General features: G+C 29.3%; 12 protein-coding genes and 1 pseudogene. 4 read left to right on the plus strand and 9 right to left on the minus strand.

Annotation, left to right across the window (positions count from 1 at the left end; all coding sequences use genetic code 11):
* Positions 1–4: 4 nt before the first annotated feature.
* The 4 genes from GQS57_RS15045 (at position 5) to GQS57_RS15060 (ending at position 6,289) form a co-directional block, all read left to right on the plus strand.
* Positions 5–466, plus strand: a complete 462-nt coding sequence (locus tag GQS57_RS15045; RefSeq protein ID WP_165733686.1) for a hypothetical protein — start codon at positions 5–7, stop codon at positions 464–466.
* Between the two features lie 3 nt (positions 467–469).
* Positions 470–3,256, plus strand: a complete 2,787-nt coding sequence (locus GQS57_RS15050; protein WP_165733687.1) for a M16 family metallopeptidase — start codon at positions 470–472, stop codon at positions 3,254–3,256.
* 26 nt (positions 3,257–3,282) lie between these two features.
* Positions 3,283–4,740: a hypothetical protein gene (locus GQS57_RS15055; protein WP_165733688.1), complete on the plus strand. Its 1,458-nt coding sequence runs from the start codon at positions 3,283–3,285 to the stop codon at positions 4,738–4,740.
* Between the two features lie 79 nt (positions 4,741–4,819).
* Positions 4,820–6,289 carry a calcineurin-like phosphoesterase C-terminal domain-containing protein gene (locus GQS57_RS15060; RefSeq protein WP_165733689.1) on the plus strand — a complete coding sequence of 490 codons (1,470 nt, stop codon included), beginning with the start codon at positions 4,820–4,822 and terminating at the stop codon, positions 6,287–6,289.
* Positions 6,290–7,028: 739 nt separating this feature from the next.
* On the opposite strand, the pseudogene GQS57_RS15070 reads toward GQS57_RS15060, so the two are convergent.
* From GQS57_RS15070 to GQS57_RS15110, 9 genes and pseudogenes are all read right to left on the minus strand, one after another.
* Positions 7,029–8,237, minus strand: a pseudogene (locus GQS57_RS15070) (type IV secretory system conjugative DNA transfer family protein); the annotation flags it as partial.
* A 9-nt stretch (positions 8,238–8,246) separates the two neighbouring features.
* The gene (gene mobB, locus GQS57_RS15075; RefSeq protein ID WP_165733690.1) at positions 8,247–9,278 is read right to left on the minus strand and encodes a MobB family relaxase; all 1,032 of its coding nucleotides are present in this window, start codon (positions 9,276–9,278) and stop codon (positions 8,247–8,249) included.
* A 10-nt stretch (positions 9,279–9,288) separates the two neighbouring features.
* Positions 9,289–9,669, minus strand: coding sequence for a BfmA/BtgA family mobilization protein (locus GQS57_RS15080; protein WP_165733691.1), 381 nt, complete (start codon positions 9,667–9,669; stop codon positions 9,289–9,291).
* 429 nt (positions 9,670–10,098) lie between these two features.
* Entirely contained in the window at positions 10,099–10,296 is a 198-nt protein-coding gene (locus GQS57_RS15085) for a hypothetical protein (protein WP_165733692.1), read from the minus strand.
* Between the two features lie 21 nt (positions 10,297–10,317).
* Positions 10,318–10,698 carry a DUF6876 family protein gene (locus GQS57_RS15090; RefSeq protein WP_165733693.1) on the minus strand — a complete coding sequence of 127 codons (381 nt, stop codon included), beginning with the start codon at positions 10,696–10,698 and terminating at the stop codon, positions 10,318–10,320.
* Between the two features lie 76 nt (positions 10,699–10,774).
* Positions 10,775–11,131 (minus strand): single-stranded DNA-binding protein, encoded by a 357-nt coding sequence (locus GQS57_RS15095; RefSeq protein ID WP_165733694.1) that lies wholly within the window; start codon positions 11,129–11,131, stop codon positions 10,775–10,777.
* 1,856 nt (positions 11,132–12,987) lie between these two features.
* Positions 12,988–13,839: an N-acetylglucosamine kinase gene (locus GQS57_RS15100; protein ID WP_165733695.1), complete on the minus strand. Its 852-nt coding sequence runs from the start codon at positions 13,837–13,839 to the stop codon at positions 12,988–12,990.
* Positions 13,840–13,841: 2 nt separating this feature from the next.
* Entirely contained in the window at positions 13,842–14,192 is a 351-nt protein-coding gene (locus GQS57_RS15105; protein ID WP_165733696.1) for a hypothetical protein, read from the minus strand.
* 22 nt (positions 14,193–14,214) lie between these two features.
* A partial coding sequence (locus GQS57_RS15110) for a PIG-L family deacetylase (RefSeq protein WP_165733697.1) occupies positions 14,215–15,507 on the minus strand: 1,293 nt, incomplete at its 5' end.

Genomic DNA, 15,507 nt, shown 5'->3' on the forward strand with positions numbered 1-15,507 from the left:
AACCATGAAAAAAATAATACTACAAATATTGGTTGTAATTATTACACTAACATCTTGTAACAAAGAAGAAATTACGGTGTTTGATGAGCCATTTGTTCATATAAACTTTAATAATATTTCAATCACTAACATTAACTCTAATAGAAAAGATATTGTTTCTTATTACATTTATTTAAGTTCAAAACCATTGGATAAAGATATGCTGTTAGATTATTCTATTATTATTGGAGATGGCCTTAAAGAAGGCGTAGATTTTAAAATTTTAACAACCGAATATCCTTTAGTTTTTCCTATCGGAATTTACAGAAGACCTATTCAAATACAATGGTTAGATAATAATTTAGATGCTACAAAAGACAATACATTAAAGATTAAGTTAGAATCCAATAATTTAAACATAAACATTGGTTTTCCTGGACCAGATGCAAATCAAAGTGAATTAATATTACAAAAAATAAATAGTTAATTAATGCGTTTCATAAGTCTTATCATATTCCTTATTTCTTTAACTAGCTTTTCTCAAAGTTTAGTTCAAGATACTGTACTTGTAAAAAAGCAACTTTCTAATGGTTTAACCTATTATATTTATCCGACAGATAAAGTAAAAGGACAAGCAAATTTTAGATTGTTTGTAAAAGTAGGTTCTTTACAAGAAACAGAAAAGCAGCGAGGATTGGCTCATTTTTTAGAGCACATGGCTTTTAATGGTATTAAACATTTTAAGTCTAATGAATTAATAGATTTTTTAGAAAATAAAGGAGCAAAATTTGGGCACGATTTAAATGCACACACTTCTTTTGAAGAAACTATTTACAAACTTAAAATACCTACTAAACAAAATTCTGTAATAGATTCTACATTAACCATTATGTCTGATTGGGTAAATGGAATGTTGTTAGATTCTTTAGAGGTAGAAAAAGAGCGAGGAGTCGTTTTATCTGAATGGCTTTCTAAACAATCGCCTAAAAATAAAAACGGACAAGTATTTTTAAACACTTTGCTAAACAATTCTATCTATAGTAAAAGAACAGTAATTGGAGATACCGTAAGTTTAAAGAACTTTAAGTTAGAAGAATTAAAAGCGTTTTATAAAAAATGGTACGATCCTTCTTTAATTGCTGTAGCTATAACTGGTGATGTAAACCCTATTGAAATAGAGAAAATAATTATAGAAAAATTTTCTAAAATCCCTTCAAAATTCCCTACAGTTACTTTAGGTAAAATAGAAAATTTCCAAAAAGATAGTTTAATTATTTACAGTGATAAATCTATAAAAAAAACAGAATTAAATTATATACAGCTTCAAGATGTTTTTAAAAATGTAAAAACTACAAAGGACTATAATACCTATTTAACACGTAATGTTCTTAATAAGTTAATATATGCTCGTTTAGGAAAGCTATCTTTTAATACTACCAGTTATAAAAAAGGAAGTATTAATATTAGTAACTTTTTAAAATCTAAAGGTGTTTTATTAGCTTCAGTAACCTTAAAACCTAATACTACATTAGAAGGTATTAATGAATTTAATACACACTTTCAACAAATTTTTGAACATGGTTTTACCGATTTAGAAATAGAAAAAGTAAAAAAAACAATGTTAAGTTCTTTTAAAAGAACATTAAATGATAAAAACCCAATATCCGCATCAGGAATGATGAAACAAATGCATCAAGATTTTTTTAATGGAAATATGATTATTTCTTTAAAAGATGAATACAAGTTGATGGAAAATTATTTTTCAAGGATAGATTCGGTTCAGCTTTTAAAAGCTTTAAAAGAAAATAAAACAGAAGCACCCTTTCAATACTTAATAACTACAAATAGTAAAAATTCAAAAAAATTATCTACGGAAAAAGAACTTTTAAAAACGATACAAGATTTTAAAACTAAAAAAACAATCGCTTATCAGAATAATTTCTTTGTCCCTAAAAAGTTATTAAAAACCACACCAAATACAGGAAGTATTAAGCGTATTGTGGCAATACCTGAAATAAATGCTCAAGAAATACAATTAGATAACGGAGCAAAGATTATTTATAAAAAATCATTAACGAATACTGATGATATTTTATTAGCAGGTTTTAGAAAAGGTGGTTTTTATGCTATGGATAGTATTAATTATTTAAATGCTCAATATACTGCTATGACCGTTTCTATGAGTGGTTATGATAATTTTTCTAGAGAAGCATTAAGTCTTTTCTTAGCGGGAAATAGTGCTAAAATTCAATTTTTAATAGATAAAACACGATCAGGTTTTTTTGGAAGTGCAAAAATTAAAGATGTTAAAACACTTTTTGAATTATTTTATTTAAAAGCTACAAAACCAAGAGTAGATACTACGCTTTTTAATAAATTAAAAGAAGCTTCTATTCTTAATATTACTAAAGATAAAAAAACAGAAAAAGAATTATTTCAAGAAGATCTTAAATATTTAATTAGAGGTAAAGATTATACAACATCTCCAAAAACAAAACAAGACATAGAAACAAACTTAAATGTCAATTCTATTATTCCTATCTATAATTCTTTTTTTGGTACTGCTAATAATTATGTATTAACTATTATTTCAAATAAAGATTTAGAAGATATTTTACCATATATAAAAACATATATAGCCAGTATACCTAAAGGAAATGTAGATAATTCATACCAATACAAGCCAAAACCTATAATTAAGAAAAACATAAACTTTATAAGAAGCGGAGGAGAATCTCCAAAGTCAACTTTTTCTTTAATCTACCAACAAGATAATAAATTACAAAATTTTGAAAATGTAGAAATACAAAATCAAATTTTAGAAGCTGTTTTAAAACTAGAACTAAACAAACGCTTGAGAGAAGAAATGGGTGTTGTTTATAGTGTTTCTGTTTCTATTAGTGCCACAAAGCACCCTATACCATTAAGCAGACAAACAATAGCTTTAGTTTGCAAACCTTCTGATGTAGAAATTATTAGTGTGGAAGTTCAGTCTATATTAAATGGAATTGCTTCTGGAGAAATTGATTTTAATCAAGATTTAAAAAAGGTAAAAACAAACCTTATCAGTAATTTTAATATTGATAAACAAAAGAATTCATTCTGGACAAAAAACATACGTAATTTTTATTTTAATCAATTTAAAAATTGGGACACCGTTTATGATTATGAGAATTTAATTCATAAAACTTCAGAAAAAGACATAAGAAAAACAACAAAAAAATATTTTATTAAAACCCCTAAAATAAAGGCGGTCTTACACCCAAAAGAGAATTAATTTTAACCATTTAAATTTTTAGTATTATGACAAAAACAATCAAATTTTTAATTGCTTTAACAGCAATATTTTCACTTACAGTTAGCTGTAGTTCAGATGATCCTGCAGAAGAAATAATACCAGCAGAAGTTGGCTTAACTAGTTTCGGTTTTTATGCAGAAGACAATGCTACAACTCTATTTGTAGATTATATTGTAGATGATTTATCAACTACAAACATTAGTGTTTCATTGCCAAGTGAAACAGATTTAACATCATTAGTTGCACGTTTTACTACCACAGATGGAGACGTAGTAAAGGTTGGAGCTGTAAATCAAACAAGTGGAACAACAGCTAATAATTTTTCTGCATCAGTAGAATATTTAGTTTCAGAAGAAACTAGTAATAAAATTTATACTGTTACAGTAGGGAAATTAACTAGTTCAGTTTGGAGTTTATTATCTACCTATAATGAAGATACAATTACAGAAACTGCATTACAAATAGACCCAACAAACTCAACACCTTATATTGCCTATATTAGTGATAGAGATTCTAGTAGCGATCAAAAAATGAACTTAATTAGTTTTGATGGAACTTCATGGAATAGAACTGGTGCAACAGATTTTTCTGACTTCAGAGCAAGTACTGTAGATTTAAAATTTAGTACAACAGGTACACCTTATATTAGCTTTTTAGAATATACAGATATTAGACAAGCTTCTGTTATGTCTTACGAAAATAGTGCTTGGAGTTATGTTGGTAACTCTCCTTATACAGATGTAAAAGCAGGATCAAATACTGTAGCTATTACTAGTGATAATTCATTATATGGTTTTTACACCAATGATGCAAGTGGAGATGACAATAGGAGAAGCGTTTTTGCTAGATCTTATACTGCTGGCGCTTGGTCTGATTTTACAATTACAGGAAGAACTGGATTAGCTAGAGAAGTAAAAACTAAAGTAATTGGAGACGTAATTTATCTTGCTGTTTTAGATTATGGAGAAGGACAAGCTATTTCTGTTTATAAATATGAAAGCGGAGTATGGACAACCCTTGCAGATAAAATGAAAGAAAGTGAAGAAAACACTATTTATTATTACAATGTTTCTATTGATGTAGATCTAAATAACAATGTATATTTAGCATACTCAGAAGATAACGGAGACGATACTGATTATCAATTAAGAGTTAAAAAATATGATGCAGAAGCATCTACTTGGAGTACTATAGGTGATCTAATTGTAACAAGTAATACTAGAGATTTTGATCTTGCTGTAGATAAATACAATACAGCAATGTTATTTTATCAAAATGACAATAAAACACCTGTGTTTTTACAATTTGATACAGATATCAATAACTGGGGAGCACCTGTAGTATTTGCAGATGCAGATGCTAGTGACTTAAAAATTGAAGTTGCTCCTAATGGGTTATCTTACGCTTCTTATGTAGCAAATGATGTAATAAACTTATATAAATTTGATTCTCCTGAGAATTAAATTTAAAAATTATTTCTATTCATAAAGTAAATAAGCGGAGGTAATAACTTCGCTTATTTAATTTTACAAAACTATGAAAATGACCCATATAAAATTTGTAACTATTTATTTTCTATTCATCAGTTTTTTATCGAATGCTCAAACAAATGATACTTGGGTAAACGGAACTGTTTCTGTTAAAAATAAAAGGTTAAAACAGGTAATGGTATCTAATGGAGATACTATTGTTATGACAAATAAAAAAGGAAAATATAAAATACCTGCAAAAGAAGGACAAGTTCTTTTTCCTATTTTACCATCTGGTTACACATATTCTAATAGAAAAAAATGGTGGTTTAATGTACCTGAACATTTAGAATTAAACTCTACAATTGAAGTAGAATTTAAACTACAAAAAATTAAAGAGAAAAAAAACTTTACGTTTCTAGCCATTGGAGACATTCAAGTTGGAGACGATAAAGAATTATTACAAGCAACTCAATCTGTAATGACGGAGTTGTTAAACAGAAAAGATTACGATTTTAGTATTTATTTAGGAGATTTGGTTAACGATTCTCCAGAACTGTTTACCCCTTTAAAAAAATTAATAGATGATATAGAACAACCTTCTTGGGTTGTTTATGGTAATCACGATAGAAACTTTAAAGCAGGTAAAGAAAATCAATCTAATTTTTTTAGAGAAAATTTCGGATCTGAAACCTATGCTTTTTTTAAAAATGATATTTTATTTGTATCATTAAATAGTATTACTCCCGAAGGTAAATATGGCTATAAAGGAATTTATCAAGAGAATCAAATTAAGTTTTTATCAGAACTTTTAGCTTCGGTAAAACCAGAGCAACCAATAGTAATAAGTCAACACATTCCGCTTGTAGGAATGAAAAATAAACAAGAACTTTTAAATATATTAAATCCGTTTAAAAAAGTTTTAGTTTTATCTGGACATACACACACTGTATTTCAAAATGAAATAAAAATGTCTTCAGGCAATACAATTCACGAATTAACTGCAGGTGCCGTTTGCGGAAACTGGTGGACAGGTCAAAAAAATTGGGAAGGAATTCCATTATCTTTAATGAGTTGTGGAACCCCAAAAGGATATTTTCAAATTAATTTTAATAACGGTAATTATAAAATAAAATATAAAGGAGTTAATTTACCTAGTAATAAACAGTTTAGCATTTGGTTAGGAGATTATAATTCTGAACCATTATCATCTTTATCAACAAATAATGAATTTTACGTGAATGTTTTTTCGGGTTCAGAAAACACAAATGTATCTATAGAATTGGATGATAAAAATACTATTAGTTTAAAAAAAGAAAGAATAACAGCCCCTTATGTTAACTATATAAAGCGTTCTCAGAAAGAAGATAAAAGTCCAGATAAAAACAGTAAAAAATCACCTTATTTAAGAAAAAAATCTAGACATATATGGAAAGGAGTTTTTCCAAATATATTAAAAAAAGGGTATCATAAAGTAAAAATAGTAGTTGAAGATCCAAATTTTATAACTATTGAAGAGTATTTTTGGATATTAAAAAAGTAAAACAGTTTTTCTTTATATTGAATCAAAAATAGATTTTAAAGAGATAACGTGGATCAAGTCCAAAAGTTCTGAGATTATAGAATTACGTATAAATATTTATAACTCTATGTTTCTCCACTATAAATTGTGCTATAAAAACTTACTTTTCAATATTATTTTTTATAGTCATTGATAAACGCTATATTTATAAGGTAAAAATAAACTCCTAACACTTATTCTTCAAACTCTTACAATTTGTAAAACTATTGAAGAAGTAGATCCTCCCCAAAAAAACTGAAACAAATATTAATATTATCCATTTCCTTAAAATGCAAATATTAGTTTTGAATATAAAATTGAAAATCTATTAAAAAAATAATAGAGCAATAGGTTCGGAAAATCTAAAGTTGCTTGTAAAAAAGATTAAAAAACAATAATGTTTGGAACTTCAATACATTGGGCAACATTCTTCTATTTATTAATAGATATAGTTATCGTTTTATATTTACTTTATGTATCATGTAAGAAAACACACAGTAGCTTAAAACATTTTGTTTATCTTGGATTTTCAATTATAGCTTATAATATTACTGGAGGTTTTCTTCCTATAGATAATTTTCCAGACCCTTTAATTATTCAATATATCATTACTTATAGCGTAGCAATTTTCTTATGCCTGTATATCATTTATTACCTTTATAAAGAATATGATATTGTCGTATTGAAATACAATTTAACTCTAAAAAAAGTTATTTTAATTACTTGCTTTGTCTCCATACATCATATCGTTTTGTATTTTATCTTGTCTCACGTAAATTGTAGCAATATTATAAGAACGTAACGTAGCAGGAATTCGGTGCATATTTAATAAACGTATCGTGGGAGCTTCTTCCATCAACAGGAAAGACGCTTTGGAATTCCGAACACTCATTTGTTTGGTAATTACATGAATGATCGTTGCAATTACTGGAGAATAGCTCGTCTCAAATTTTGGATTATTCACTACAGAAATAATTGCAGGATTTTCTTTATTATTCAAATTTAAAGGTACTTCATCCTTCGATAAAACCATAAAAATACGCTGCGTACTAATTCGTTTCAACGCATTTGCCAATGTACTTTTTACACCTGCAGTCTGTCTATCTGAATCCTTTCCACTGATAAAAGCATCCGCCATTGCTCTAGAAGTGATATTGGTTTCTAAAAACTGAATAAGGCTATCTGTGTCCAAATATTGATAAATTGCAATCAAATGCGGAAGTGTACAAAATTGAGGATAGCTTGTTTTTAATTTCCATATCATTCCAGCAATCAAACCTTCAGCAGCATCATTAAAAAACTTTGTCGTTCCAGAAGTTCCAGATTCACGTTGTTCTAAAAGGTTTTCAATTAAAACTCTAGAAACTTCATTTACACTTTCCTCATTTTCTAAATAACGTGGCGCAATCGGATTTACCCGATGGATAATGTTATCAAAGGAGATGATCTTAAAAGGAATATCGTTATCCTTAAAAAGTGGGTACGCTATTTCTGTCAATTCAAAATTCTTGTAATCATGAATAACTCCACAAAAACCTTCTTTACTAAAGTGTTTTAGAAAACCATACACTACACTTTCCGTCTTTCCACTTCCGGCAGAACCAATCACCGAAGCACCACGTTTAATGTTCTCAAGTTTAAACTTTCCATTAGAAGTGGAAAAGTTGACCTGATATTTAGTGCTTCCTTTTTTAGGTTTATCGGTTTTATGCAAAAACACATACATTACGATATTGATCAAAGTGAGTGGGCAAACTACATAAAGTGCTAGTATTATGATTGGTGTTTCTTTGTGAAAAAAATAAACAAGCATAGCCAACACACAAAAATTTAGAATAAATCCGAATTTACTTATTCGGTACATTCCATAGAAAAGAGTACTGGTAAAACCAATAATTAAAATTATGTTTAAGAAATTGTCTAGCTGCATGGTTTAAAATTAGATTCCGATTGAACTCGATTTGATAGCTACTTCTGCACCACGACGTAACTTGTTAAATATTTTTAATGCTAATTGTGCTTGTGTAAAAGGAATCGTTGGTAGCATCGGAATACCAGCTTTCCCTATTATTTTAAATGCCAATGCTTTTTCATTGGTCGGTAATTTCATTAGTGAGGCAAAATAGATTTTCGGGTTTTGGAGAAAGTCTTTTCTAGCAGTATACGTCTCTACATAGTTTCTTTGGTAAGCGAATGTTCTGTCAAAAGATTTTTCTGCACTCTCAAAAAACTGATTTCTATCAAAACCACGTTTTACCAACTTTCCGTGCATCTCAACTTCGGATGCCTTGTACTTACTTCCTGGAGAAAGGCTAATCGAATTGGAAGCATCTTTTCTGCTCACAATAATATGAATATGACTGTGGTTCCCTGCCTTTTTCATGCCTTGAACAATTCGTTTACCACCTTGTTCATGTGGTGCTTGCTCTTCTAATTTTCTGATGTCTTTTTTCAAATTATTGATATTACCTTCTGCCCTTCCCGATTCAATATTCCGGATTTCATTTTTTAGCTTTAATATTTTTGTGGCATACGGTTGGTTTTCTTTTACCTGTTTATCAGTTCCCTTAAATCTTCGTTGCTGTTCTATTTTTGCATAATACTTTATATCATTAATTGTAATCGGTTTCCCATTGATTTCCCTATTGAAGGAAATCACATAATCTTTCATTATGGCTCTCGTATATTTTTTTAAATCTTGATGATTGTTTAATAATTTCTTCAATTCATATTTAGAAGGACTAACGGTAATCGAATAAAATTTAGGTTCATTTTTTTTGAGTTTCCTCGTATTTTTATCAATGCTGCTCACCACTTCTTCTGCAGAAATTTCGTCATCATATTGATTGAAAAAATGCTCCATACTTTCTTGATCTAAACCTTCATTTTCTTTTTCTAAATACTTTACAAAATCAGCTGAACTTTGCGAATAATTACCTCCTGTTTTTTGAGGTGTAATAGTAATATACATAACTCAAATTTTATAGGTTGTTCATTGAATCTCCTTTTTCCTTAAAACGGATTTCCTTATTTTTATCGATCCCGTTTTTCTCTAGAATCAAGCCTTTTTTGGTAGGCTCCTGCACCTGAAAAAGCGATGCAATCATTGCAGCGGTAGGTTTCGTTTGTGTCTTTTCTACATCCTTCATAATGGCAATTACCGCATTAATCCGTTTCTTAATAGTTGCCTCAATAGTCCTACCTGTAGGTCCAAATTTTTCTTTTGGAGAAATTTCATTATAGAAGAAAAAATCAAGCATGGTTGCCATCGCTTCCGTATGTGATTTGAAGTGTGCCTTTGAAAATTTTTGAAAACGTTTTGCTGTTTCTTTTTTAAATCTAATTCCGATAAATGAGTTCATAATTCGCCGATTTGTCGCAAATTCTTTCCTAAAAGCAGGAGTTCACAGGTCATTTGTCGCAAATAGTTGAATATCAATAAATTAAATTATACGTAATTTACTGATATTCAATTCTTTGAAAACAAAAAGAACGCCATAACATCGCACAGCGTGTTACCCTCTTGCTACTCCTTTTTGTCACGCTTTAGCGCGACAAATTTTTCGTACAATCTGGCTCAAAAGCCCATTGCCATTTTAGAAAATGAATTTCCAGTATGTTATTTTCGATGGGTATCGTTATCGGCGAAAGTAAAAATATGGATAACAATACTTAAAATTGAATGCTGATTTTCAGACATCTAAAGATACGTTTTTTTTATATAACAAGATTCAATAAACAGAAAAACACCTCCAAAAACTTAGAGGTGTCAAATAATTCAAATCAAAAAATTATATATTGAATACATACGTATAGGAATACAAATTCCGTTGTGCTTCTTCCGTTATCATAGTTTCAAAACAAGTATAATTTTTTCTTACATATTTGCGAATATCATCGCCAAATTTTTCTTCCACATCTTTTTTTGAATTTTCTAAAAGTCGATTTTGAGCCTCTTCACTCAAGCCTGTAAAATTTAGGTAAATCATAACTTTAAATTTTAAAATTGATTAATATTCGCTTGGTAGCATTAAGGTTCCGTCTATAAAAAACAACCTCAATTCATCCAATGGAAAATCTGTATAATTATAAGAATGAGATTCTAAAATAGTATCATTTCCATCACCATAATTTATAGTTGCTTCCTTACCTGTAGTTTCTTGATTTTCCTTATTAAGTCTTTTAAAATCGATGGTAATAAAATAACTTTTATCAAGTAAACTTTTTGCAATTCCTGATGCATCTAAAAGAAGCCAAAAGCAATTTGCTTTATTCACTAAATATAATATTCCTTCTGTATATTTTGTTCCGAGAATTGGAAGTGAATATATATTTTCAGAACCCGAAAATAATTGTAAATCGTGTTTTAGTGTTGTATGTTGTGTGTTCATTTTTTTCCTATTTAAGTTTATATTAAAATAAAAAGAGGACATTACTATACGGTAGAACATCCTCTTTACCTGCTAATTATTCAATAGCATTTTGTTCTCCTTTGATACCAAGCAATAGAATTTCATCTGCTACCACTTCCGTAACATATCGTTTTTCACCTTCTTTGGTTTCGTAAGAACGGGACGTTAATTTACCTTCAATAGCAACTTCTTTTCCTTTGCCAACATATTCCGCAACTATTTCAGCAATTTTCCCCCATGCTACAATAGCATGCCATTGGGTATTTTGTACTTTTTCTCCATCTGAGTTTTTATAAAACTCATTCGTTGCTAATGAAAAATTAACAACTTTTTTCCCACCCTCTAGGGTCTTAACTTCGGGTACATTTCCTACATTCCCGATTAACTGTACTTTGTTTTTTAGTGTACTCATAATAATATATTTAAAGATTAATTAAACCCTATCTGAACTATTCAGACAGTTTGCTATTATTTTTTTTGAAGTGACTTACTTATTATATCTAGAGCGTTTTCCTTTTTTGTTTTTTTTGGTGCCGCTTCCTTTTTGATGTTTTTGTATGATTTCATAAGATTTCATTTTGATTTACTTCCCATAGAGCCTTCGCTGTTTCCTTTTTTTGTTGCTGATACATTTTCATTATTTTGAATTGATAAAGACTTATAAAAAGTGAAGCGCAGCACAACGGTTTATGCAGTCTGTTCAACTTCAAAATCTTGGTATTTTGCTGTCAAAAAAGGAAGAAATAGTGAGGTCTGGGTTTTAATCGAAATATCTGTGTGAAGTACAAAAACATAGGAAGTGGCACCAAATGATAAAAGAATGTTCCTATGTAGCGGAGGCATTCATAATTTTTGCTCAGGAATGAAGTGCACCATTCAGCGGTAGCAGAATGGGTAGCGAAATGGAAAGCGAGAATTATGAATTGTGTCCAAGACTTTTTTAGAGAAGCGTTTTTTTCGAAATGAAGCTTTTTGCGAAATGCAGAAAAATGTGCTGAACGAATTATAAAAACAAAATTTTCCTGTATCTCTGTATTTAAAGCGGACTTGACTTTAAAGTCGTAGTTTGAAATGGAGTTTGACCTCTTCCCCTTTTTTTCGGGAATAAGTGGTCAAGTGAAATGTAAATCGGAGACTTTAAAGTTGTGTCCAAGACTTTTTTTAGAGAAGCGTTTTTCCTGAAATGAAGCTTTTCGCGGAATGCAGGAAAATATGCTGAACGGATTATGAAAACATTTTTTTTTGTATCTCTGCATTTAAAGCGGACTTGACTTTAAAATCGTAGTTTGAAATAGAGTTTGACCTCTTCCCGATTTTTTAGGGAATAAGTGGTCAAGTGAAATGTAAATCGGAGACTTTAAAGTTGTATCCAAGACTTTTTTAGAGAAGCGTTTTTCCTGAAATAAAGCTTTTCGCGGAATGCAGGGAAATGTGCTGAACGGATTATAAAACCTTACATTTATAAATAAATTATTTCAACCAGTAGAAGTCTATCCCAAATCATTAATAAAAGAAAAAATAAAATCAATCCCCCCTTCTTAAAATCTTCTTAAATGACATTAACCTAATATTTTACCACTTAATTACCTATAAACCCTATAATAAAATATAAAGATCGTGTAAATACATCAGAACCTAATTCAGTAAAGTTAAATACTATTTTCAGAAAATAACAACAACCAACTCCTAATAACTATGATTCAAATATTTACAACCGGTGGAACTGTTGAAATAATAGTAAATAATGATAAATAAAATCAGTCTGAAACGAATACTGCCATTAGCCATTTCCTTAAAAATGTAAATATTAGTTTTGAGTATAAAATTGAAAATCCATTTAAAAAAAAATAACAAAGCAATAGCTTCAAAAGATCAAAAATTGCTTATAAAAAAGATAAAAAAACGAATGTTTGAAACTTCAATACACTGGATAACAAGCTTCTATCTGTTAATAAATATAGTTATCGTTTTGTATTAACTTTACGTATCCTTTAAGAAAAACACACAGTAGTTTAAAACATTCTATTTATCTTCGTTTTTCAATTATTACTTATAATATTATTGGAGGTCTTTTTACAGCATATAATTTCCCGGATCCTTTAAATATTCAATACATCATTACTTAAAGCACAGCAATTTTCTTATGTATCTTTATGTTATTAATATAGCATCAACCAAACTAGATTTTTTGTCATAAATACTAGTATCTCTACCAATTATAACTTTAATTAGCCATAAATTAATAGTTATTACTTATAAATACTAAATTTAGATGAAAAAGTCGTTAATATTTGCAACTAAGTTGTCCATTGGTTTTTTAACAAAAGACCCTATTTTTATTCCTCGTTTATTAGCTTCTATTTTAATATCTTCTTGTAAATAATAAGCTATCGAACCTACAAAATGAATAGGATGTTGTTCTAATTCTTTACTGTAACACATTATTAGATTATCAAATAATTCAAAAACTCCAACATTTATAATTTTTGCCATAGCGTTATTTGATCTATTTTCAATTAAAAATCTAGCAAAACCAGCTAAATATGCACTCGGATTTTCATCTTCGTATAAACTTTTTAAAACAGATTCTAGCGATAAATTAAAGTTTGACTTAAATTTCTCATGTAATTCTAAAGGCATTTTGTTATAAAAATATGATTTTAATAACTGTTTACCGAAAAAATTACCACTTCCTTCATCCATAATTGCATACCCAAGAGATGCCTGGTGAATAATAATATTTTTACCATCAAAATAACAACAGTTAGAACCTGTCCCTAGTATACAAATTACTCCTGGAGAAGATGTAGTACCATGAACAGCTGCTGTTAAATCTTCTTCTATTTTTACTTTTGCTTTTAAAAAAAAACTAATGAGTACTTTTTCTATTTTTAATTTAGAGTCTTCTCCTCCACAACCTGCACCATAAAACAAGACGTTATCGATATTTTCTTTTACACTTTTAAGGTCGTTATTTCCATCAATGATTTCAAATATTTGAGAAGCTTTAAGAAGCTGTGGATTTATTCCTTTTGTTTTTGTTTTTAAAACAACTTCTTTATTTTCTCCTAAAACCACCCAATCAGATTTCGTCGATCCACTATCTGCAATTAGTATCATAATTAATATATTTTATTATATTCAAAATTCAAAACATGGTTTAAAAGTTTTTCTAACCTCATCATCATATTCTGACATATTTTTTCTGACCTTCCTTCTACCTTTATTTCTATAAATCCTTTATTACCTTTATCTTTAAAATTACTAATTCTAAATTCTCCATTTGGAAAATATACTTTCAGGTTTTCAGATTCGTTCATAAGATAGAGATCAAACTCTCCCGCAGTCCAATTAACGAATCTTTCATAAACATCCTTAGACTTGTTATCTTCTACTTCTTTTAGTGTTAAATATGGAAATTTAGATTTTAAACCCTCTATTTTAGAGTCTAATTTATTATTTAGAGACATCATATCATCTATAGGTTTAAAAACATTAAAAATGCCATCTTACAAATGCTTCCATTGCAGCATAATGAGATAAGCCTAATTGGTCATATAATTCTGCAGTTTCTCTATTTCTATCTTCTGCACGTTGCCAAAATTCTCTACTATCTGCTCCTTGAAAAACAACTCCGTCTTTTTGAGATTGATGTTTAAAAATTCCTTTTCTTTTCTCTAGAACTTGGTCTGGTCCCATTGGTACAGCCATTTCTATTTCATCAATTCCCCATTCTTGCCAAGCACCTCTGTACAACCAAACCCAACAATCTTTCATGAAAGATTTTGGTTTTAATTCTTTTACGGCTGCAAAAATGGCATCTAAACACACTTTATGAGTTCCGTGTGGATCTGCTAAATCTCCAGCTGCATAAATTTGATGTGGTTTAATTTTTTCTATTAGATCTTTCGTAATTTGTACATCTCCAACTCCAATTGGATTCTTTTTTATAGCTCCAGTTTCATAAAAAGGTAGGTTCATAAAATGAATTTGTACATCTGGCAAACCTATAAAATGACAAGTTGCTCTTGCTTCTCCTTTTCTTATTAATCCTTTAATATATCGAACTTCTTCAGTATCTATTTCACTAGATTTTTTGTTCTTTAAAAATTTAGCTGCTTTTTTGTAGATTGCATTCGCTTCAGAATTTTCTATTCCAAATTTATCATTATAATCAACCACAAAACTTGCAAAACGTAAAGCTTCATCATCTGCAACAGCAATATTACCTGAGGTTTGGTATCCAATATGTACTTCATGCCCTTGCTCGTGTAATCGCTTAAAAGTACCACCCATACTAATGACATCATCATCTGGATGCGGACTAAAAATTAATACACGTTTTTTTGCAGGTTCTGCTCTTTCTGGTCGTTTACTATCTTCAGCATTTGGTTTTCCACCTGGCCAACCGGTAATGGTATTTTGTAATTTGTTAAATATTTTTATGTTGATGTCATATGCAGGACCAGAATCAGCTAACAAATCGCTCATTCCATTTTCTATATAATCTGCATCAGTCAACATTAAAATTGGCTTTTTTAAATATAAAGCCAAACTTAAAACAGCTTTTCTGGTAAGTGTATCTGTCCAAACTATATTCTCCACCAACCAAGGCGTATTTATCCTTGTCAATTTAGACCCAGCAGCTTGATCTAAAATAAAGGTAGCGTTTTTGTGTTCTTGTAAGTATGAAGCAGGTACTAAACTAGTAACTTCATCTTCTACAGAAGCTTTTATAATATTAGATTTGCTTTCTCCCCAAGCCATTAAAATGACTTTTTTAGCTTC

Source organism: Polaribacter sp. 20A6, from assembly GCF_011378915.1.
Lineage (GTDB): Bacteria > Bacteroidota > Bacteroidia > Flavobacteriales > Flavobacteriaceae > Polaribacter > Polaribacter sejongensis.

Bases quoted from the DNA above. Each gene is read 5' to 3' on its own strand.
- GQS57_RS15090 (WP_165733693.1), bottom strand. From the start codon at position 10,698: ATGAACACACAACATACAACACTAAAACACGATTTACAATTATTTTCG.
- mobB (WP_165733690.1), bottom strand. From the start codon at position 9,278: ATGTATATTACTATTACACCTCAAAAAACAGGAGGTAATTATTCGCAA.
- GQS57_RS15080 (WP_165733691.1), bottom strand. From the start codon at position 9,669: ATGAACTCATTTATCGGAATTAGATTTAAAAAAGAAACAGCAAAACGT.
- GQS57_RS15100 (WP_165733695.1), bottom strand. From the start codon at position 13,839: ATGATACTAATTGCAGATAGTGGATCGACGAAATCTGATTGGGTGGTT.
- GQS57_RS15095 (WP_165733694.1), bottom strand. From the start codon at position 11,131: ATGAGTACACTAAAAAACAAAGTACAGTTAATCGGGAATGTAGGAAAT.
- GQS57_RS15045 (WP_165733686.1), top strand. From the start codon at position 5: ATGAAAAAAATAATACTACAAATATTGGTTGTAATTATTACACTAACA.
- GQS57_RS15050 (WP_165733687.1), top strand. From the start codon at position 470: ATGCGTTTCATAAGTCTTATCATATTCCTTATTTCTTTAACTAGCTTT.
- GQS57_RS15085 (WP_165733692.1), bottom strand. From the start codon at position 10,296: ATGATTTACCTAAATTTTACAGGCTTGAGTGAAGAGGCTCAAAATCGA.
- GQS57_RS15105 (WP_165733696.1), bottom strand. From the start codon at position 14,192: ATGATGTCTCTAAATAATAAATTAGACTCTAAAATAGAGGGTTTAAAA.
- GQS57_RS15060 (WP_165733689.1), top strand. From the start codon at position 4,820: ATGACCCATATAAAATTTGTAACTATTTATTTTCTATTCATCAGTTTT.
- GQS57_RS15055 (WP_165733688.1), top strand. From the start codon at position 3,283: ATGACAAAAACAATCAAATTTTTAATTGCTTTAACAGCAATATTTTCA.